The sequence below is a fragment of the Xanthomonas hortorum pv. cynarae genome (assembly GCF_002939985.1).
Taxonomy (GTDB): Bacteria; Pseudomonadota; Gammaproteobacteria; order Xanthomonadales; family Xanthomonadaceae; genus Xanthomonas; species Xanthomonas hortorum_D.
In genome coordinates, this window is sequence record NZ_MDFM01000002.1 from 1 (window position 1) to 20375 (window position 20375).

Consider the following 20375-nt stretch of genomic DNA (forward strand, 5'->3'; position numbering starts at 1 on the left):
AGCCGGCACCACCGTGCCCGGCTTACGGAGTGGCCAAAGCCCCTCCAACAACACAGTTGCTACAAGGACGTACTTGCGGCGTGTCCTGCGATGGTGGGCGGGCAAGGGCCCTGCAGCCAGGCTGCAGATCATCCGCTCTGCTTCTGCTCCTCCCAACACAGCCAAGATCTCACGGTCTTAAGGTGGCTGACAAACCGTCGCGAGCAGTTGGCAAAAGATGGCGACATATTTGGTCGCATCATCGATCAAACACACCACACCTCAACCCACCACACCTCAACGATCGTCGTGCAGCTCGCCGCCGGGCAAAAACAACCACGTGCGCGTGACCTGCAGGATATCCACATCGTCCTTGGTGCTGGGTAGCGGCGGAAACGGCTGCGCCAGCTGCACCACGCGCAGCGCCGCTGCATCCAGCGCCGGGGTGCCGCTGGAGATCAGCACGCGGCTGCTTTCCACGCTGCCGTCGCGGCGTACGCCCACGCTGATCACCACCTTGCCGCCGAGTCGGCGCCTGCGCGCTTCATCCGGGTAATTGAGATTGCCGACGCGCTCGGCGCGGTCCACCCATGCACGCAGATAGTTGGCGTAGGCGTATTCGCGCGTGCTGGCCGAGACGAACTTGCGATTGGGACGCTTGGCGTATTGCTCCGAGCGCAGATGCACCTCTGCCGCGAGCCGGGCCATTTCCGCGTCGCGCTGCACGCGTTGCGCATCGGCCGGGGTGAGCGGGTCGGTCTGCGGATTCGGTTGCGGGGTCGGCACGGTCTGCTCGCCGCGGCGACTGGCGACCACGCGGGTCTGCGTCGGTTCGGGCGCCTGCACCGTGGTGGCGCGCTGCGCCTGCGCTGCCAGTCCACTGCGGTCCTGCGGCACCACGCCGGGCTGGCTGTCGCGCGGGCGCTGCGCGGTGGCGTGATTGCCGCCGCCCTGCTGATTGGCCTGGGCCAGGAAATCGGCCTGCTTGGGCGTGAGCGGGGTGCTGGTCTGGCTGAAGATCACATCCAGCGTCGGCACCAGCGGCGCGTCTTCGCTGACCGCAAAGCCCACGCCCAGGATCAGCACCCCGTGCAGCAGCAACGAGATCACCAGCGTCGTGGTCAGCCGCCGGCGCTCGTCCATGGGGGCCGGCAGTGCCGCAGCCGCGCTCATTGCGCAGCGCCGGCCTCGATCGCGTCGAACAGCAGCCCGGCGATGTTCAAACCGAACTGCGCATCCAGCTCGCGCACGCAGGTCGGGCTGGTGACGTTGACCTCGGTCAGGTAATCGCCGATCACATCCAGGCCGACGAAGCGCATGCCGCGGCGGCGCATTTCCGGGCCGACCTGCGCGGCGATCCAGCGGTCGCGCTCGGACAGCGGGCGGCCTTCGCCACGTCCGCCGGCGGCCAGATTGCCGCGGAATTCGTCGCCTTGCGGAATCCGCGCCAGGCAGTAGTCCACCGGCACCCCATCGACCAGCAAAATGCGCTTGTCGCCGGCGGTGATGTCGGGGATGAAGCGCTGCGCCAGGGTCAGGTTGCGGTTGCCGTCGGTCAACGTCTCCAGGATCACGTTGAGGTTGGGGTCGCCGGTGCCGCTGCGGAAGATCGAGCGCCCGCCCATGCCGTCCAGCGGCTTGAGCACGGCTTGCCCATGTTCCAGCACGAAGGCCTTCAGCGCCGCCGCATCGCGGCTGACCAGCGTCGGCGGGCAGCATTGCGGAAACAGCAGCGCGGCCAGCTTCTCGTTGTAATCGCGCAGACCCTGCGGGTCGTTGACCACTTGCGCGCCAGCGCGCTGGGCGACGCTCAGCACCTGGGTGTCGTAGATGAACTCCGCATCCACCGGCGGGTCCTTGCGCATCAGCACCACCTGGCCGGGACCGAACGCCAGCTCGGCGAATTCGCCCAGCGTGAACCAGCTGGCCTTGTCTTCGCGCACGCTCAGGGGCGCGACCTGCGCCACCGCGCGTCCGTCGCGCAGGCTGAGTCCGCCGGGGCGCACATACTGCAAACGGTGGCCACGGCGCTGCGCTTCCAGCAACATGGCGAAGGTAGTGTCTTTGGCGATTTTGATGGAGGCGATGGGATCCATCACCACAACGACGTCGAGCGACATGGGACTAAACCTTTCGAACAGACTGCCGATGGTAACTTCAAGCGGTGGGCGATGGCGCGCCTGGCGGGTCGTAGTGCGCGACTAGCCGGTCTTGACGCACCCAGACGCGGTCGGAACGTCCGCCTGGCGGGGCCCCGGCAATGCGCCCTTGACAGTCAATGCGGGTCTTGGGATATACATGCAGTTTCGTAGCGACGACGGAAAGGAAGAAGCGTTGCACGTCCGGGGATATTTGCATGAGTGAACACATTGCTGCGGGTGGGGAACTCGCAGGACTGAAGGTGATGGTCATCGACGATTCGAAGACTATTCGCCGCACCGCCGAAACGCTGCTCAAGCGAGAAGGGTGTGAAGTAGTGACAGCAACGGATGGTTTCGAGGCACTGGCCAAAATTGCGGACCAACAACCTCAAATCATTTTTGTCGACATCATGATGCCGCGCCTGGATGGGTACCAGACGTGCGCGTTGATCAAGGGCAACCAGCTCTTCAAGTCGACGCCGGTGATCATGTTGTCGTCCAAGGATGGCCTGTTCGACAAGGCACGCGGCCGCATCGTCGGCTCCGAGCAATATCTGACCAAGCCATTCACTCGTGAAGAACTACTGAGCGCGATTCGCACGTACGTCCACGCCTGACCAGGGGGAAAGGCAACATGGCTCGAATTATATTGATCGAGGACTCGCCCACCGACCGGGCAGTCTTCAGTCAATGGCTGGAAAAAGCAGGCCATACCGTCGTCGCCACCGACAACGCCGAAGCGGGACTTGAGCTGATTCGCAGCCAGGCGCCCGATCTGGTGTTGATGGATGTGGTGCTGCCCGGCATGAGCGGCTTCCAGGCAACGCGTGCACTTGCACGCGACCAGGCCACCAAGGACATCCCCGTGCTGCTGGTCAGCACCAAGGGCATGGAAACCGACAAGGCCTGGGGTTTGCGACAAGGTGCCAGCGACTACATCGTCAAGCCGCCGCGCGAAGACGATCTGATCGCCCGCATCAAACAACTGGTGCGTTGATGCGTTCTCCATTCGACATTCTTGAAGACTACGAGCGTCGTAGTCTTGCGCACGCCACGGCGCTGCCGGAACGCCAGTTCTCGGCCGATATCTGGCGTGGCGTCGGTTATCGCGTCGGTACCCGGCGCCTGGTCTCGGATTTCCGCGAAGTGGCGGAAATCGTGCCGATGCCGCCGGTCACACCGGTGCCGGGCGCACAGCCCTGGCTGCTGGGCGTGGGCAACCTGCGCGGCAACCTGTTTCCGGTGATCGATCTGAAGCAGTTCCTGGAGGGCCGGCGCACGGTGTTGCAGGAAGGCCAGCGTGTGCTGATCATGCGCCAGAGCGGCGGCGACGTCGCGCTGACCATCGATGAGTTGTACGGCCAGCGCAGCTTCGAGCAGGTCCAGGCGGTCGAACCCGGCGAGTTGGCGCAAGGCCGCTACGCCCATTTCATTGAACGTGCCTTTCGCAACGAGACGCAGGACTGGGGTGTGTTCTCCCTGGCGTTGCTGTCGCGCACTCCTGAATTCCGGCAGGCCGCGGCCTAAGCCGCGACCCCGCCACGTCATACAGATCGAGGTCGAACCATGAGTACCGCCCCGGACGCCCGCAAGACCAACAAGCTCGGCAGCGTCAGCACCAGCTTCTGGCTTGGCTTGCTGGTGTTGTCGATGATCGTGTTTGGCGCCAACACCGGCGTCGCCACCTGGCAGGGCAGTCGCCTTGCCGGCGCCGGCACCGGCGCGGCCGATCTGCAGGTGCTGTCGCAGCAGCTGGCCAACCAGGGCCGCGAAGCGGTCTCCGGTGATGCGAGGGCGTTTGCCACGTTCAAGGAGACCAAGGGCCGCATCGACAGCACGGTCAGCGAACTGGATGGCCGTTACGGCCAGGAAGGCTCGGTGGCCAGTGCGATGGCGCAGCTCAAGGCGACCTGGGTGCCGCTGAGCAAGAACGCCGATCAGATTATCGCCAGCGAACCGGCGGTGCTCGGTCTGGCCGGCAACGCCGAGCGCTTCTCCGGCAGCGTGCCGCAGTTGCAGGCGCAGTTGAACGAAGTGGTGCGCGCGATGACGGTCAGCGGCGCGCCGGCCTCGCAGATCTACAACACGCTGCAGCAGGTGGTGGTCGCCGGCACCATGGCGCGTCGGGTCACCGAAATGCGCGCCGGTGGCGCCAATGCGGCGGCCTCCGGCGATGCGCTGGCCCGCGACTCGGTGGTGTTCACGCAGATGCTCGAAGGCCTGCGCACCGGCAACGACGAACTGGGTATCGCCGCAGTACGCAACCCGGCCGCGCTGTCGGCGCTGGAGCAGTCGCAGGCGCAGTGGACGACGATGAAGAAGGACATCGACGCCATCCTCGCCACCTCGCGCAATCTGTTCGCCGCGCAGTCCTCCGCTGCCGCGCTGACCGTCGGTTCGAACAAGATGCTCGACGACAGCAAGAAGCTGTTCGACGCGTTCTCGGCGTTCGGGTCGGTACGCGACACGCGCCTGTTCCCGAATTTCTGGCTGGGCGTGGTGTCCGGCCTGGTGGCGTTGCTGGCGATCATCGGTTTCGTCTGGAGTTCGGTGCGGGTGCGCTCGCGCGAGCAGGACGTGCGCTACCAGGCGCAGGTGGAATTCAACAGCCGCAACCAGCAGGCGATCATGCGGTTGCTGGACGAAATCAGCTCGCTCGGTGAGGGCGACCTGACCGTCAAGGCCTCGGTGACCGAGGACATGACCGGCGCGATCGCAGACGCCATCAACTACGCCGTGGACGAGTTGCGCCACCTGGTGACCACGATCAACGACACCTCGGCAAAAGTGGCCGTGTCGACCCAGGAAACCCAGGCCACGGCGATGCAGCTGGCCGACGCGGCCGGCCAGCAGGCCAACCAGATCACCACTGCCTCCGAGCGCATCAGCGAAATCGCTGCCAGCATCGAACAGGTCTCGCGCAACTCCACCGAGTCGGCCGAAGTGGCGCAGCGCTCGGTGGTGATCGCCGCCGAAGGTGCCGGCGTGGTGCGCGAGACGATCCAGGGCATGGACCAGATCCGCGACCAGATCCAGGAAACCTCCAAGCGCATCAAACGGTTGGGCGAGTCCTCGCAAGAGATCGGCTCGATCGTGGAGCTGATCAACGACATTTCCGAGCAGACCAACATCCTGGCGCTCAACGCCGCGGTGCAGGCGGCCTCGGCGGGCGAGGCCGGTCGCGGTTTCGCCGTGGTGGCCGACGAAGTGCAGCGCCTGGCAGAACGTACCTCCGGCGCGACCCGGCGGATCGAAGGCCTGGTGCAGACCATTCAGGCCGATACCAACGAAGCGGTCAGCTCGATGGAGCAGACCACCTCCGAAGTGGTGTCCGGTGCACGCCTGGCCGAAGACGCCGGTACCGCGCTGACCGAAATCGAGCGCGTGTCCAACGCACTGAATAATTTGATCAAGAACATCTCCATCGCCGCGCACCAGCAGTCGGCCGCAGCGACGGATATCACACAGACCATGGGCGTGATCCGTCAGATCACCAGCCAGACATCGCAGGGTGCGGAGAAGACAGCCAAATCGATCGGCAACCTGGCCGAGCTCGCTGCCGATCTGCGCCGTTCGGTCGCCGACTTCAAGCTGCCGGCGTGACCACGACGCGCAACGGGAAAGGATCACAGCAGATGGCGCGTAGTCGCGTTACGTCGATGCAGGAACAGACCGGTCGCCGCGTGAGCGGTGCCTCGGTCGTAGGCAGGGGGCTGCAATGAGTGCGCTTCGCGATGCGATGAGTCACGCCGCGCTGGGCTGGGTCAAGCCGGAGTTGGACGAGACGTTGCGCCAGGCGCGCAACGAGATCGAGTATTTTGCCGAAGAACCGTCCGACACCAGTCGGATGCGCTTCTGCGCCGGCTATCTGCACCAAGTGCAGGGCACGCTGCGCATGGTGGAGTTGTACGCCCCGGCCATGGTGGCCGAGGAGCTCGAGCTGCTGGCCCAGGCCGTGCAGGTGGGCGAGGTGGCCGACCGCGACGAAGCCTGCGCCATGCTGATGCGCGGCACCGTGCTGCTGCCCGATTATCTGGAGCGCCTGCAAAACGGCCATCGCGATATTCCGATCGTGCTGCTGCCGTTGCTCAATGAAATCCGTGCCACGCGTGGTCAACCGGGCCTCAACGAGAGCGTGCTGTTCGCGTTCGATCCGCAGGCCGGTGTCGCCACCGAAGCCGAACTGGATCACGCACGCGGCAGCCTGAGCGGGCGCAATCGCGAGTTGCTCGACACCGTCGGCAACGCGGTCAAGGAAGAATTGCTGCGCGTCAAGGACGCGCTGGATCTGCACCTGCGGACCGGCGGCGACATCGCCGAGCTGCAGACCCAGGTCAAGGATCTCGGCAGCGTTGCCGACACCCTGGGCATGATGGGCCTGGGCGTGGCGCGCAACGTGGTCGTGCAGCAGCGAGATGCGCTGGCACGCGTGGTCGATGGCCATGTGCAGATGGACGAAGGCGTGCTGCTGGATATCGCCGGCGCGCTGCTCTATGTGGATGCTTCGCTGGACGATCAGGTCGCCAGTCTGGGCGCCGACTTCAGCGAAAACGAAGACGGCAGCAGCAGCGCCACCTCTGCAGAAGTGCGGCGCACGGTGGACGTGCTGGCACAGGAAGCGATCGCCAATTTTGGTGCGGCGCGTGAGCATTTCGTCGCCTTCATCGAAACCAATTGGGACCACGCGCGTCTGAGCAATGTGCCGCATCTGCTCGGCGAAGTCGGCGGTGCGTTGCGCATCCTCGAATTGCCGCAGGCGGCCGATTATCTGGAAGGTGTGCGTCGTTACGTCGATCTGGAATTGATCGGCAAGCAGCGCGTGCCCAGCGGGCGTCAGCTCGATACCTTGGCCGATGCGATGGCCAGCCTGGAGTATTACCTGGAAGCCCTGCGCGAGCGCCGTCCCGGCCGCGAAGAGATTCTGGACATCACCCGCAACAGCCTGGAAACGCTGCGCTATTGGCCGCTGCCGTCGGGCCAGCCGTCCGAATTGCCGGTGGGTGCCGACCAGCCGGGCGACGTGGTCGAGCCGCCGCCGGTTGCCGCCGCGTTCGCACCGCTTGCCGCTGCGCCGGGCGTTGTGGCCGCCAACGATATTGCGCCTACGCCTTCGCTGGAATGGGCCAACGAAACCGTGACCGAGGCGCCGTTCGCTGCCAGCGTGGTGCACGACACCGGCGCTGCCGCCACCGATACGGTGTTCTCGTTCGACCCGGTCGCTGCCGAAGAAACCGTGTCCGGTCAGGCGCACGTGCCGTTTACGGTCGCGCCGCTGGACCTGTCCGACGATGGCGCGCAGGCGCCCGGCGACTGGCAGTTGGAAACCACCGAGCAAACCGCCCCGATCGCCACCTCCGCGTTCGACCCGGTATCGGCCGAGCAGGACGGCACGGTGGCGGCCGAGCTTGCGCAGGTCAGTTACACGGTGGATCTGAGCGCGCTGGAGCAGGACGACATCGCAACGCCGGTGGTTGCCGAGCAGGCGCCGCTGCAGATCGAGCAGATCGATCTGCCGGGCGATGCGGATCAGACCGAAGTACCATTGGACTTCATCGCCGAGGCCGAAGCCAACCCCCGCCGCGCGCAGACCAGCATCGACGATGCGTTCTCGCCGCCGCCGTTGCCGCCACTTCCGCCGCAGGAACCGGACAACCCGTTCGTCGACGTCGAGCCAGAGCCGCAGACTCCGCCGGTGGAAGACACCGCAGAGTCGAGCCCGCCGCGCGTGCAGCAGGCGGTGGTCAGCGAGTTCGAACTGGACGACGCATCGGCCGCGTTCCTGGCCCAGCTCGACGCTGCCGCTGCGCAGTTCGACGTGAATCGTCCGCAGGCGCCGTTGACGACCAAGACCACTTCCTACGCTGCCGCCGACACCCACGCAGAGCCAGACACTGCGCAAACAGCGCCGGTGCAGGTACCCAGCGAACCCGTGCAGGGCACTGCGGACGCCGGCATCTTTGGCGGCTTCGGCGACAGCGATATCGACGACGATATCCGCGACGTGTTCCTGGAAGAGTTCGACGAAGAACTGGTCAATCTCGGGCAGCTGTTACCGGTATGGCGTGCCGCCCCGAACAGCCCCGAAACCATGCGTCCGATCCGCCGCGTCTTCCACACCTTGAAGGGCAGTGGTCGGCTGGTCGGCGCGCATGTGCTGGGCGAGTTCAGCTGGAAGATCGAGAGCATGCTCAACCGCGTGCTCGACAACTCGCGGCCGGCCAGCCCGGCGGTCGTGGCGATGGTGCAACTTGCGTATGACGTGTTGCCGCAATTCAATGCGGCGCTGCGCGCTCAGGGTCGCATCAGTGCAGATCTGCCTGAAATCCAGGCCGTTGCCGAGCGCGTTGCCGCCGGCGAAGAACTTTATTACGTGCCTGCGCCGGCGACGCCAGCGACGGCTGGTGTTGCAGATGTCGCAGTCATTCCAGACATTCCGGCCATTGCCGGCGTGCTGCCCGCAATCGGCGGCACCCCCGCGTCGGTAGACAGCGTGCTGCGCGAGATTCTGGAAGCAGAAGTCGCCACCCACCTGGAAACCGTCAACGCCTGGCTGCAGGCCGCCCAGGTAGAGCCGCAACTGGTCAGCGAAGAAGTGCTGCGCGCCGTGCACACGATGAGTGGCGCGTTCGCGATGACCGACGTGCCGGAAATCACCTTGGTGACCACGCCGGCCGAAAGTTACGTCAAGCGTCTGCTCGCCGCCTCGGTGACGCCATCGGCCGACGGCATCGATGCCATCAAGGCGACCGCCGCGGCGATCGCCACCACCGTCACTGCGTTGCGCGCCGATGCGCCGCTGATTCCATCGTTTGCGCCATTGACCGAGCGCCTGCGCGCGTTGGCGGATACGCTGCCGGAAGCGCAGTGGCCACCGCAGGTGTTTTTGGAGGAATTGGACGGTCTCGACGCGACGAGCGACGAGGCAATCAGCAACGACACGGCGGTCGAGCTGACCGGCATGCAGGATCTGTCGCAGTATCTGGATGCGAGCGCATTGTCGTCGCATCCGGCCGATACCGCCACGCCGACCCCTGTTGCCGATGAGGCGACGCAGGATGCCGATACGCAGGCTGCTGTCGATGCCGATGTACCGATCGCGGTCGACGAGCTGGCCGAAGCGGAAGCCGAAGACACCTCGGCGCTCGCGTTGGAAGCGCCTGCGCCAAGCGAAGCACACGAGACCGCCGATGTTGTGTCGGCAGAGCAGGGTGTTGCATCGGCAGAGCAGAGTGGCGATGTGGCCGAGACCGCGCATGCAGCGAGCGGTGATGCGTTCGCATCTGCCGCCGAGTCGGAGCAGGTCGTTGACGCGTTGCAAGGCGATGTTGCGCAGCACGAGGGCACAGACGAAAGCGCATCGCACACTGCCGACGCGCACGACACCCCGGCCGATGAGCCGGTGGTCGAAGCCGACGCCTGGGATGCGACCGAACTGCAGCACGCCCCGATTGCCGACACGGCGGCGCATCACGACGAAACACGCGACGTGCCGGAAGCGACCGAGCACGTTGCGGTGGACGAGTTGGCCGACGCAGAAGCTGCGTTGGGTGATGCGCAAACGCTTGTTGCGCCGGACGCTGAGTTGGCAGATGCCGAGCGCGCAGAGGCAGAACATGCAGAGGGCGAGCAGCAGGCGCTGACTGAGCACGCGGCCGTGCACGATCAGCACGCCCAGATCGATGGCGACGCACCGGCGCAGGATGCCGGCGCGCAGTTGGTTCACGCTACGCCGTCTGCTGACCAAGCGCCTGTCGAGACCATCGAAGCGTTGCAGGCGGTACACGACGAGGCCCCGGTGGCCGATGAGACGCCTGCATCGACGGCCGAAGACTGGACGCCGGAAACCGCAGCGCTGGACAGCGTATCGACCGATCAGGACGAACAGGTTTCCGCAGTGCACGACGATGCTGCCGTGGCCACGGAAGACAGCGCACAACTGGGCGAGCAGACCTATTCGGAACAACACGCCCAGTCTGGCGAACAGGTGCACTCGGAAGAGCCCGCGCCTTCGTATGAGCATGCGGAAGCTGAAACGCATGTTCACTCCGACGCGCAGACGGACGATCAGGCGCGTTCGGAAGAACACGCCCACTCGAACGAAGAAGTGCTGTCGGACGCACAGGCGCACGAGCAAACTGCCGAAGTCTTACCCGAGCACACCATCGAGTCGGTGCAGGCCTTCGAGATGGCACAGGTGGCCGATCAGGTCGAAGAGACCGGCGATCCGCAGTCCGAGATCGCACCGGAGCTGCATGCCGACGCGGCTGCAGATGTCGATGCGGATGCCGACAGGGACGGCGACACCGATGCCGACGCTCGACACAGCGACGAACACGCAACGCACGACACGATCGTGGCAACGGATCATGTCGAACCCACTGAGTACGTGGATCACACTCAACAAGCCGAACACATCGAGCACATCGAACCGGCCAGCGAAGAGTCGGCCAGCGAACCAGAAGCCAGCGAGCAGGAAGACCCCACAACCGCAACCTTCAGCGCGCCGGTGGAAGAAGCCGCACCGGCCGACACCACTGCCAACGATGCCGGCGCTGCCTTCGATATCGGCCAGCTCAATTTCGATCAGCTCGATGGCGAATTGGTCGACATCTTCGTCGAGGAAGGCCGCGACCTGCTGGACCATTGCGATGGTCTGATCGCCCGCATGCGCGAAGTGCCGGAAGACCGCGATGTCCTCAACGGACTGCAGCGCGATCTGCACACGCTCAAGGGCGGCGCGCGCATGGCCGGCATCAACGCCATCGGCGATCTCGGTCATGCGATCGAATCGTTGCTCGAGGCGGTGGCGGCCAACCGCACCGACATCGATCGCGATGACGTGCGCCTGTTCGAACGCGGCTTCGATCGTCTGCATCAGTTGTTGACCCGAACCGGCATGCACCGCGCAGTGGCGATGCCGACCGACCTGGTGGAAGCCTTCGAAACCCGCACCCGTGGCCGCAACGCCGCCCCGCCCAGCGACGCCGATGTGCGTGCGATCGCCAAGGCGTCGGTGGAACCGGCACCGCTGTCGGCGCCGATCCCGGTCGAGGGCCAGGTCGAGGAAGAACTGATGCCGCGCGCGCAGCAGGAACAGGTGCGCGTGCGTGCCGACCTGCTCGACCGCTTGGTCAACCACGCCGGCGAAGTGGCGATCTACCGCTCGCGGCTGGAACAGCAGATGGGTGCCTTCCGCGGCGCCATGGGCGAACTGGATCGCACCAACGCCCGTCTGCGCGACCAGTTGCGGCGTCTGGATCTGGAAACCGAAGCGCAGATCGTGGCGCGTTATCAGCGCGAGCAGGACCAGGGCGACCGCACCTTCGATCCGCTGGAACTGGACCGCTTCTCCACCCTGCAGCAGCTCAGCCGCGCGCTGAACGAATCGGCAGCCGACTTGGGCGGTCTGCAGGGCGTGCTGGAAGATCTCTCGCGGCAATACGACGGCCTGCTGCAACAGCAGTCGCGCGTCAGCTCCGAACTGCAGGACGGCCTGATGCGCGCGCGCATGGTGCCGTTCGACGGGCTGGTGCCGCGTCTGCGCCGGGTGGTGCGCCAGGCGGCCACCGATACCGGCAAGCAGGTGCATCTGGTGCTGGAAGGCACCCAGGGCGAACTGGATCGCAATGTGCTCGATCGCATGGTCGCGCCGTTGGAGCACATGCTGCGCAACTCGGTCGCGCATGGCCTGGAAACGCCGGAACAACGGCGCGAAGCGGGCAAGCCGGAAGAGGGCAGCATCGCGATCCGTCTGCGCCGCGAAGGTTCGGAAATCGTGCTGGAAGTGGCCGACGATGGCGCCGGGCTGGACCGCGAGGCGATCCGTCGCCGCGGCGAGCAGCGCGGCCTGATCGAGCCGGGCCAGGAGCTCAGCGAGGCCGAACTGGATGGCCTGATCTTCGCCTCCGGGTTCAGCACCTCCGAGCAGGTCAGTCAGCTGGCCGGCCGTGGCGTGGGCATGGACGTGGTGCGCAACGAAGTACGTCAGCTCGGCGGCACGGTGGATATCCACTCGGTGCGCGGCCAGGGCGTCACCTTCACCCTGCGCCTGCCGCAGACGTTGGCGGTCACCCAGGCGGTATTCGTGCGGATCGGCGAAACCACCTTCGCGGTGCCGGTGGGTTCGGTCAGCGGTATCGGCCGCATCTCGCGCAGCCGTTACGAATCGGGCGAGGGCGGTTACCACTACGCTGGCGAGGAGTACGTGCTGCACGATCTCGGCTCGCTGGTCGGCCAGCCGGTTGCGCGTGCCGATGGCCAGGCGCAGGTGCCGTTGTTGCTGGTGCGTGCGGGCGACCTGCGCGCGGCAGTGGCGATCGATCAGGTGCTGGGCAACCGCGAAATCGTGGTCAAGCCGGTGGGTCTGCAGATCGCCTCGGTGCCGGGTATCTACGGCGCCACCATCACCGGCGATGGCCGCGTGGTGGTGATCCTGGACGTGGCCCCGCTGGTACGTCGTTACCTCAGCCAGCCGGCGCGTCCGGCGCTGGAAACGCCGGCCGAAGCGCAGCGCCAGGTACCGTTGGTGATGGTGGTGGACGATTCGCTGACCATGCGCAAGGTCACCAGCCGCGTGCTGGAGCGCCACAACCTGGATGTCACCACCGCCCGCGACGGCGTCGAGGCGCTGGAACTGCTCGAAGAGCGCGTGCCCGACCTGATGCTGCTGGATATCGAAATGCCGCGCATGGACGGCTACGAGCTGGCGACCGCGATGCGTGCCGATCCGCGCTTCAAGGCCGTGCCAATCGTGATGATCACCTCGCGCAGTGGCGAGAAGCATCGCCAGCGTGCCTTCGAGATCGGTGTGCAACGTTATCTGGGCAAGCCCTACCAAGAGTTGGATCTGATGCGAAACGTGTATGACCTGCTGGGGATCGCCCGTGTCCGAGAATAATGGCGCAATGGGAACGCCGGTCGCCCTGCTGGGCCGGCCCGGTCCGGCGCGCGAGCGCCTGCGTGAAGCGCTCGGTCTGGCCGGCGCGCAGGTGGTGCTGGAAGACGATCCCTCTGCGGTGGACGTGCAGATGCTGCGCGACGCCGAGCCGGTGGCGGTGCTGGTCTCGCTGGAGCCGTCGATCGAAGACGCACTCGAGGCGCTGGAGCCGGCCTTCAACATGCCGGGCGTCACGGTGATATTCGACGAGGCCGAGCTGACCGTGCGCCGCGAGGGCTGGGAAGCGCAGCGCTGGGTACGCCACCTGGCCGCCAAGCTGCACGGCCATGCCGACGTGTTGCCGCCGGGCACCGAGAGCGAGCCCTCGCTGCAGCCCGAGCCGGGCCTGGAACTGGCGCCGCGGCAGCATTCGGATCTGCAGCTCGATCAACATCTGGAAGCGGCGGCGCAGATCTTCGAACGCATTCCTGGCGATGGATTTTTCACGCGTTCCGGCAGCACTGATGCCGCTGCGGTTGTTGACGACAAACCTGGTCTGTCGCTGGGCGATTCCAGCACCTGGGGCCTGGTCGATGAGGTCGCCGTGGTGGTGCGCCCGCGTGCCGAGCTGGACGTGGCGTCGCTGTCGACCGGCGGTTTGTCGCTGGTGGAGCTGGACCACACGGGCGAGGCCGCCGGCGCGGTGCTGGTGATGGCCGGTATCGGTGGCCCGGATGCGATCCGTCGGCTGCTGGGCGCGCTGCCGCCGCAGTTTCCGCGCCCCGTGCTGGTGCGCATGACGCTGGATGGTGGCCAGTACGGCAACCTGGTGCGGCAGATGGGGCGTGTGTCTGCGCTGCCGGTCGAACTGGCTGAAGTCGGCCAGGTGATCGTGGCCGGCAAGGTGTATGTACTGCCCGAAGAAGTCGGTGTGCAGCAGCATGCGGGCGCCCTGGCCTTTATCGCGCACACCGATCCTGCCGCGCTGGTGGCCGCGTTGCCGCCGGCCGACAGTGCGGTGCTGATGCTCAGCGGTGCCAACGAGGCGCTGGTGGATGCGTCGCTGGCACTGGCGGAACAGGGCGGTTGGTTGGCGGGTCAGTCCGCCGACGGTTGCTACGACCCGGCCGCGGCAGCACGTCTGGCGCGCCAAGGCATTTTGACCGGCGACCCTGCGCAATTGGCGCAGGCGTTGGCTCAGCGCTGGCCGGCGTAAGCCGGGCGCTTCCTCTCAGATCGGAACAAGTGCGATGAGCTACGCCAACAATGACGAAATCCGCGGCGTCCTGATCCAGGCCGGACAGGAGCGCGTGCTGCTGCCGAATGCCACTGTGGCAGAGGTGATGTCGCGGGTAGCGGTCGAGCCGATGGCCGACATGCCGCGCTGGGTGGTCGGGCGCATCGACTGGTACGGCTGGAAAGTGCCGTTGCTGTCGTTCGCGCGCCTCAGCGGCATGGGCGAAGAGCCCGCCGCAGTCAACAACAAGGTGATCGTGCTGAAGGCGCTGGGTGGCGATCCGGCGCTGCCGTATTTCGCGCTGCTCACCGCCTCGTTCCCGCAGTTGATCTCGGTGCCGCGCGATGGCCTGCTGGCCGACGCCTCCGAAGACGCACTGCCCGACGGCGTGCACATGCGTGTGCTGCTGGGCGAGCAGAGCGCACTGCTGCCGAACCTGGATGCGATCGAAGCGCAGGTTGCGCAGGCGCTTGCGGCGGTTGCTGCCTAAGCGCGGCTGGCTAGACGACGACGCGGCGGCATCTGTACTACGCGCACTGTCATGAGCCTTCCCGTCTTCGCGCCAGTGCATCATGCAGACGGTGTGGTGCTGTGCGATCTGGCGGTGGTCGATCCAGCGGCGATGGCCGAGTACCACACCCGTAACCGCGCACATCTCGCCGGTGCGATGCCGTTGCGGCCGCCTGCGTTCTACACCACCGACGGCTGGCGGCGGCTGAGTATCGCCTATCGCACTGCGGTGCCCGGCGAACGCGAATTGCAACTGGTGTTGCTGCGCGAGGCACAGGTGATCGGCACGGTCGGCTTCACCCAGATCCAGCGTGGCGCTTTCCAGGGCTGCCATCTGGGCTACGGCCTGGATGCGCAGCAGCAGGGACGCGGGTTGATCCAGTGGGCGGCCACGCAGGGCATCGCCTTCGCATTCGGCCCGCTCGGGCTGCATCGGGTGATGGCGCAATACGTCCCCGACAATCTGCGCAGTGCACGCGTGCTGCAGCGGCTGGGTTTCCAGGTCGAAGGTTATGCCCGGCGTTATCTGCAATTGAACGGCGTCTGGCGCGACCATGTGTTGACCAGCAAGTTGCGCGACGACGACCCGCCTGTTGGCGCTTAGAGCGGCTAACAAAACTACTTCACGCCAGTCCACTGCAGGCCGGCTGATCTGCTGCCTGCCTGCAGGGCCCTTGCCCGCCCACCATCGCAGGACACGCTGCAAGTACGTCCTTGTAAGCTCTTACGCGGCATCCATGCCGCGTAAGGTCCCGCGACGGTGGGCGGGCAAGGACCAGTCGAGATGGTCGTTATGCGTGGTTTTAAACACAGCAACCGATCAACTCTCTGTGCGGTGCCCTCGCCGATTGCGGGACCGTGTGGCGGCATGGATGCCGCCACCGAGCCCCCAGGGACGGGTTCACGGCGTGTCCCGCGAGCGGTGAGGGCACCGCGCATTCGACCCACTCAGCGTTTGATCTGCGCTTTTTTTGACTGCATCCACCAAGATGCGGCCGACAAAATCGCTGCACTCACTGACAGGCGCTCGCTCGCTAGGTTTTGTTAGCCGCTGTTAGTGCCTGTGGTGTACGCGTTGAGTCGCTGATGCGCGCGGTCGATTTGCTGAGCGTTTATTCGCGATGTGCTGTGCAGCGCCTGACGTTTGAGAGACGACTGATCCACCAAAAGGTCAGGGCTTACACAACTGCGCGCGTTGCCCAGTGGCGCTACCTTGCGTTGATGTCTGCGTTGATCGCAGCATTGTGCTGAAAGGGGGCGCCCTTATTGCGCAGTGTCGAATGGTTCAAGGCGTAGCTGGTCAGCTGCCAGATGCGTGTCTTGCACGATATCCACCTGCGTCGACCAGCTGCGTTGCTTGAGTTGATCGCGCAGTTGAGTGGCCCAGCTCTGCACCTCGGGCGCATCCGCTGTGGCGGCCCGGAGGCGGATCTGGGCAGGCACTCGATCGGCAGACAGTGCGTAACGCGCAAGCCAGTCGCGTGGTGAGGTGGAAAGCGGTAGCGGACCGGGCTTGCGGGCCATGCTGCCCTTTGCCTGGTAGACCGTTGCGTCCGGTGCGGCTGCGCTTGCGGCTGGTTTGGATGATGGAGATGCATCGCGATAGGCATCGAGGTGCAGTGTGGGTGCATTGCGCACGCGCAGCGGAGCAGCCTGGCCTGCGACAGGCGCGGCGCGGGAGATCAATGGTGTTTCTGCTGCATGCGCGTCTGTCTGTCGCTCGACCAGTGAGGTTTGCGCTGGCGGCGATGCAGGTGCCGATGCCGCGTTTGGTGCAATCGGTGCGGCTGCGGGTGTGCTGCGATCTGCGGTTGCGGCAAGCGAGCCACTGACGAACGCATCGGCCGGGCTTGCGACGATGGGAGCGGGCGGCGGGGGCGCTGCTGGTGCCTGCGCGTCGATGGATTGCGCATCAACGCCTGGCGCAGGTTCGGCGACGATCACGGCTGCAAGTGCAGGCGCCGCAGCAGGCGCCTGCACAGCAGCAGGTGCAGGTGCCGCAGCAGGAGTGAACGATGGCGCACTGACTGGTTCCGGAGTGAGGGCCGGAGCTGGCGATGGCTGCGCTGGGGGCAGTGGTGGCGATGGCGACCGCGATGGCAACGCCGCTGTCGGAGGCGCCGCCGCATTGGGAGCCTCGGCATACGCCGGTGCCGGCAGTGCAGGCATGTCGGATGTGCTGTCTGCTGTGCGATCAACTTGGTGGGCGTCGCGCGTTGCCTGTTGAGTCTTTTGCGGTTCTGCCAATGCCGTATCAGGCGTCGTAGCCGTCGGCAGCTCCAGCGTGGGTTGGCTGGCCTGCCACTGCAGGCCAATGCCAACGGCCAGCGTGATCGATGCAGCAAAGGCGAGCGTCGGCATCCAGCGCGGGCGACGGCTGCTGCGCCGGGAGGCGACAGCGTGGCTGGTTTGAGTGGAGGTTGTGCTTGATTCGAGTGCTGGCAGTGTTGATGCCTGAGCCTGAGCCTGAGCATGAGCAGCAGACGCAGATGCAGATGCAGACGCCGATGAAGATGCAATTTCAGGCGCAGATGAGGAGCGCGATGCAGCTCCAGATGTATCTGCTGCTTCATTCGAAGAAGCCGACAGATCCGCAGTTATCGACGCATCTTTAGCTAGAGATAAATCCGCAGCCATCGAAGTATCTTTAGCTAGCAATACCTCTGCAGCCATCGACACATCTGCAGCGGAGGGCACATCCACACTCGGCTGCATAGCTGCCTTGTCGGTGCGCGCTTGCTGCTCGATCCACGCACGCGCAGATGCGCTCAACGCCGTCCCCAATGCCTGATCGGCACGTTCGCCCTGTGCAAGACGCGCCTGTACGGCAGCGCGCTGTGCTGCCTGCGCTTGTTCGGCTTGCGCTGCGGCGGCGGCAAACACGGCTGCCATCGTGGAGGGTGCTTCGAATTGCAATCCGTCCTGTGCGGGAGTCGCTGCATTGCGTTCGGCATCGGCAGTGCGCGCGGCCTGCGCAAACCATGCATCCATGGACGCAGGCGGTGTATACGCCGGCAGGGCACGCAGCAGTGCGGCAAGGCCATCGCTGCCCGCGAGAAAGCGGTCGGATGCGCTACTCATTGCGTCGCATCCAGGCTAAGGCGCAGTTTTGCGAACGCATAGCGCAGCCGGCTCTTGACGGTCTCGAAACCTTCGTCGATCACCTGGGCGATTTCCTCCATGCTGAGTTCGGCAAAGAAGCGCAACACCACCACTTCGCGCTGTGCGTGCGGCAATGCCATCACTGCGGCGCGCACGCGGTGTTGCTGCTGGCCGAGCATGGCCAACTGCTCGGCGCTCAGGTCGTCGTCGGGCAGCTGCAGATGCGCATCGTCCAGCGCAACCGAGGTGGTGTGATAGGCGCTGCGGCGGGTGTCGATCCAGCCGTTGCGCGCGATCTGAAACAGGAAGCTGGTGAACGTCGCTTGCCCGGGGCGATAGTCGCTGCAGCGGGTCATCAGCTTGACCCAGGTCTTCTGCGCGAGATCTTCTGCTTCGCTCAGGTTGCCTTCGCACAACCAGGCCAAAAAATTGAACAGGGCGCGGTTGTGGCGCGTGAACAACTCGGTGGCCGGTTGTTCGACAAACCCATTGGCGACGAGGAGCATGAGCTCCTCGTCGGGAAGATGCGCAAGATCGGCAGGTTGCATGCGCGCAGTATAGGCAAGCGCCGCGTGCATCAGTCGGTGTTGGCGAGTGGCCGGGTGCTCAGGGTGTCGGCCTGCTGCACCATGCGCAGAAAGTCGGCGCGATAGCCGAAGCGGTCGCTGCCCAGGCTGCCGGCAGCCAAGGCGCGTACCTGCGGATAATCCCAGCCACGCAACTGACTGCCGCCACGCAGGCGCTGGCCGAACCCGGCCACTGCGGCGGAAAAGCGGAAGGCATCGCTGGTGGCGTTCAAGGCGCGGCGTTGATCGCTGCGGACCACCGTGTCGAGCAGCTGGCTACGCTGTGCGTCGGGCAGTTTGTAGCGCAATTTGACGTGCGCAAGTTCGCTGTCGACCGCCCGCTGCTGTCGAGGCGCGGTGGTTGTGGTGGCATAGCGTAGCGGGTCCACCGATGCGTGGCCGTCGGTCGGAGTAATTTCATACAACGCGGTGACGGTGTGGCCTGCGCCGATCTCGCCTGCATCGACCTGGTCGTTGTTGAAATCCTCGCGTTGCAAGGCACGGTTTTCGTAGCCGATCAGGCGATATTCCTTGACCGTGTCGGGATTGAATTCAACCTGGATCTTGACGTCGCGCGCGATGGTGGCCAGCGTCGCGCCCAGCTCGTGGGTGAGTACCTTGCGTGCTTCCAGCGGCGAGTCGATGTAGGCGTAGGCACCGTCGCCCGCATCGGCCAGCTGTTCCATCAAGGTGTCGTTGTAGTTGCCGGTGCCGAAGCCCAGCGTGGACAACGCCACACCGGAGCGCCGCTTTTCGGCGACCATGCCCTTGAGCTGATCGAAGTCGGTGACGCCGACATTGAAGTCGCCGTCGGTGGCGAGCAGGATGCGGTTGATGCCGCCGCGCAGATAGCCCTGCTGCGCCGCCTTGTAGGCCAGTTCGATGCCACTGGCGCCGGCGGTGGAACCGCCCGATTGCACGGTGTCGATCGCTTCGATGATGCGGCCTTGCTGGTCGCCGGGCGTGGGCGGGAGTACGACCGCGGTGTTGCCGGCGTAGGTCACCAGGGTGATGCGATCTTTCGCACGCAACTGGCGCACCAGCAGCTTGAGCGAGGACTGCAGCAGCGGCAGTTTGTCGGGCGATTCCATCGAGCCGGAGACATCGACCAGAAACACCAGATTGGCCGGCGGCAAATCGGCGGTTGCGATAGCGCGACCGGCGACGCCGACGCGCAGCAGCAGGCTGTCGTTGTTCCAGGGTGTGGGCGCCAGTTCGGTGCGCACCGCGAAGGGTTTGCCGTCGGCCGGTGCGGGATCGTCGTAGCGGAAGTAGTTGATCAGTTCTTCCACGCGCACTGCGTCGACCGGCGGCAGCGTGCCTGCACTCAGGAATCGACGCACATTGCTGTAGCTGCCGGTGTCTACGTCGATGCTGAAGGTGGACACCGGATTCGCTGCGGTCTGCACGATCGGGTTGTCGCTTAGCGTTTGATAGGTTTCGCGGTTGTCGGCGGGTGCCGGCAGGATCGGCGGCATCGGCATGAGGTTGTCGAGCATTGGGCGCTGTGCGACCAGTTTGGCGGCCGGTGCGCGTTGTGCCACGAAGGACTCGAGCGCGATGGACGCTGCCGGCATCGGCGATGGCATCACTGATGGCGATGATGGCGATGATGGCGGAGGTGGTGGGCTCGGCGTGGAAGGCTGCTCCATTGCGTGTGCAGGGGCAGGCACTGCGAGCTGGCCTTCGGCGTGCGGCGTCGTCGATGCCGTGGGTTGCGAAGGCTGAGTGGTGGCAGGCAAGGCGGTGGTGCGCGACCTGTCGCTGTTCGGCTCGGTGGGTTCGTGCGAGCAGGCGCTCAGTAGCAGGGCGAGCGCGAGAAGGCTGTGACGTGGCATGGGAATCCTTTGCGTGGCGAAGATGGGATGGGTGAACAACCGGACAGCCCGAGGTCGCCGTGCACTGCGCCTCTGTTGAGTAAACGGGCCAGTGCGGCGAATGGGGTTACGTGAGTCGAAGATTTT

The 20375-nt window shown here is 65.4% G+C and carries 14 protein-coding genes; 9 read left to right on the top strand and 5 right to left on the bottom strand.

Annotation, left to right across the window (positions count from 1 at the left end; translation table 11 throughout):
* Positions 1-276: 276 nt before the first annotated feature.
* Positions 277-1152: an energy transducer TonB gene (locus tag XcyCFBP4188_RS01500; protein WP_023904778.1), complete on the bottom strand. Its 876-nt coding sequence runs from the start codon at positions 1150-1152 to the stop codon at positions 277-279.
* Positions 1149-2099 carry a glutathione synthase gene (gene gshB, locus XcyCFBP4188_RS01505; protein WP_006450733.1) on the bottom strand — a complete coding sequence of 317 codons (951 nt, stop codon included), beginning with the start codon at positions 2097-2099 and terminating at the stop codon, positions 1149-1151. The genes XcyCFBP4188_RS01500 and gshB overlap by 4 nt, the downstream gene beginning before the upstream one ends.
* Before the next feature lie 236 nt (positions 2100-2335).
* On the opposite strand from gshB, the gene pilG reads away from it, so the two are divergent.
* The 8 genes from pilG to XcyCFBP4188_RS01545 all read left to right on the top strand — a co-directional run bounded on the left by pilG (position 2336) and on the right by XcyCFBP4188_RS01545 (position 15347).
* Positions 2336-2737 (top strand): twitching motility response regulator PilG, encoded by a 402-nt coding sequence (pilG, locus tag XcyCFBP4188_RS01510; RefSeq protein ID WP_023904776.1) that lies wholly within the window; start codon positions 2336-2338, stop codon positions 2735-2737.
* A 17-nt stretch (positions 2738-2754) separates the two neighbouring features.
* Complete coding sequence (locus XcyCFBP4188_RS01515) at positions 2755-3117, top strand: response regulator (RefSeq protein ID WP_006450735.1); 363 nt, start codon at positions 2755-2757, stop codon at positions 3115-3117.
* Positions 3117-3647, top strand: coding sequence for a chemotaxis protein CheW (locus tag XcyCFBP4188_RS01520; RefSeq protein ID WP_006450736.1), 531 nt, complete (start codon positions 3117-3119; stop codon positions 3645-3647). The genes XcyCFBP4188_RS01515 and XcyCFBP4188_RS01520 overlap by 1 nt, the downstream gene beginning before the upstream one ends.
* A gap of 39 nt (positions 3648-3686) precedes the next feature.
* Positions 3687-5723, top strand: a complete 2037-nt coding sequence (locus tag XcyCFBP4188_RS01525; RefSeq protein WP_006450737.1) for a methyl-accepting chemotaxis protein — start codon at positions 3687-3689, stop codon at positions 5721-5723.
* A 115-nt stretch (positions 5724-5838) separates the two neighbouring features.
* Positions 5839-13017 (top strand): Hpt domain-containing protein, encoded by a 7179-nt coding sequence (locus tag XcyCFBP4188_RS01530; RefSeq protein ID WP_006450738.1) that lies wholly within the window; start codon positions 5839-5841, stop codon positions 13015-13017.
* Between the two features lie 7 nt (positions 13018-13024).
* Positions 13025-14212, top strand: a complete 1188-nt coding sequence (locus XcyCFBP4188_RS01535; protein WP_006450739.1) for a chemotaxis protein CheB — start codon at positions 13025-13027, stop codon at positions 14210-14212.
* A gap of 34 nt (positions 14213-14246) precedes the next feature.
* Entirely contained in the window at positions 14247-14723 is a 477-nt protein-coding gene (locus XcyCFBP4188_RS01540; protein WP_006450740.1) for a chemotaxis protein CheW, read from the top strand.
* A 51-nt stretch (positions 14724-14774) separates the two neighbouring features.
* Positions 14775-15347, top strand: a complete 573-nt coding sequence (locus XcyCFBP4188_RS01545) for a GNAT family N-acetyltransferase (protein WP_006450741.1) — start codon at positions 14775-14777, stop codon at positions 15345-15347.
* A gap of 659 nt (positions 15348-16006) precedes the next feature.
* On the opposite strand, the gene XcyCFBP4188_RS01555 is transcribed toward XcyCFBP4188_RS01545, so the two are convergent.
* Entirely contained in the window at positions 16007-16687 is a 681-nt protein-coding gene (locus XcyCFBP4188_RS01555; protein WP_146094020.1) for a hypothetical protein, read from the bottom strand.
* A 482-nt stretch (positions 16688-17169) separates the two neighbouring features.
* Here XcyCFBP4188_RS01555 and XcyCFBP4188_RS01560 point away from each other — a divergent pair, with 482 nt between their 5' ends.
* The gene (locus XcyCFBP4188_RS01560) at positions 17170-17358 is read left to right on the top strand and encodes a hypothetical protein (protein ID WP_146094021.1); all 189 of its coding nucleotides are present in this window, start codon (positions 17170-17172) and stop codon (positions 17356-17358) included.
* 462 nt (positions 17359-17820) lie between these two features.
* Here the strand turns inward: XcyCFBP4188_RS01560 and XcyCFBP4188_RS01565 are convergent, their stop codons facing one another.
* Together XcyCFBP4188_RS01565 and XcyCFBP4188_RS01570 are read right to left on the bottom strand one after the other, a co-directional pair.
* The gene (locus XcyCFBP4188_RS01565) at positions 17821-18393 is read right to left on the bottom strand and encodes a sigma-70 family RNA polymerase sigma factor (protein WP_043907183.1); all 573 of its coding nucleotides are present in this window, start codon (positions 18391-18393) and stop codon (positions 17821-17823) included.
* A gap of 29 nt (positions 18394-18422) precedes the next feature.
* Positions 18423-19910, bottom strand: coding sequence for a vWA domain-containing protein (locus XcyCFBP4188_RS01570; protein WP_428977225.1), 1488 nt, complete (start codon positions 19908-19910; stop codon positions 18423-18425).
* Positions 19911-20375: the final 465 nt, after the last annotated feature.

What these genes read in the sequence shown, in the direction of transcription:
- XcyCFBP4188_RS01500 (WP_023904778.1), bottom strand. Translation starts at nt 1,152, where the DNA reads ATGAGCGCGGCTGCGGCACTGCCGGCCCCCATGGACGAGCGCCGGCGG.
- gshB (WP_006450733.1), bottom strand. Translation starts at nt 2,099, where the DNA reads ATGTCGCTCGACGTCGTTGTGGTGATGGATCCCATCGCCTCCATCAAA.
- pilG (WP_023904776.1), top strand. Translation starts at nt 2,336, where the DNA reads ATGAGTGAACACATTGCTGCGGGTGGGGAACTCGCAGGACTGAAGGTG.
- XcyCFBP4188_RS01515 (WP_006450735.1), top strand. Translation starts at nt 2,755, where the DNA reads ATGGCTCGAATTATATTGATCGAGGACTCGCCCACCGACCGGGCAGTC.
- XcyCFBP4188_RS01520 (WP_006450736.1), top strand. Translation starts at nt 3,117, where the DNA reads ATGCGTTCTCCATTCGACATTCTTGAAGACTACGAGCGTCGTAGTCTT.
- XcyCFBP4188_RS01525 (WP_006450737.1), top strand. Translation starts at nt 3,687, where the DNA reads ATGAGTACCGCCCCGGACGCCCGCAAGACCAACAAGCTCGGCAGCGTC.
- XcyCFBP4188_RS01530 (WP_006450738.1), top strand. Translation starts at nt 5,839, where the DNA reads ATGAGTGCGCTTCGCGATGCGATGAGTCACGCCGCGCTGGGCTGGGTC.
- XcyCFBP4188_RS01535 (WP_006450739.1), top strand. Translation starts at nt 13,025, where the DNA reads ATGGGAACGCCGGTCGCCCTGCTGGGCCGGCCCGGTCCGGCGCGCGAG.
- XcyCFBP4188_RS01540 (WP_006450740.1), top strand. Translation starts at nt 14,247, where the DNA reads ATGAGCTACGCCAACAATGACGAAATCCGCGGCGTCCTGATCCAGGCC.
- XcyCFBP4188_RS01545 (WP_006450741.1), top strand. Translation starts at nt 14,775, where the DNA reads ATGAGCCTTCCCGTCTTCGCGCCAGTGCATCATGCAGACGGTGTGGTG.
- XcyCFBP4188_RS01565 (WP_043907183.1), bottom strand. Translation starts at nt 18,393, where the DNA reads ATGCAACCTGCCGATCTTGCGCATCTTCCCGACGAGGAGCTCATGCTC.
- XcyCFBP4188_RS01570 (WP_428977225.1), bottom strand. Translation starts at nt 19,910, where the DNA reads ATGCTCGACAACCTCATGCCGATGCCGCCGATCCTGCCGGCACCCGCC.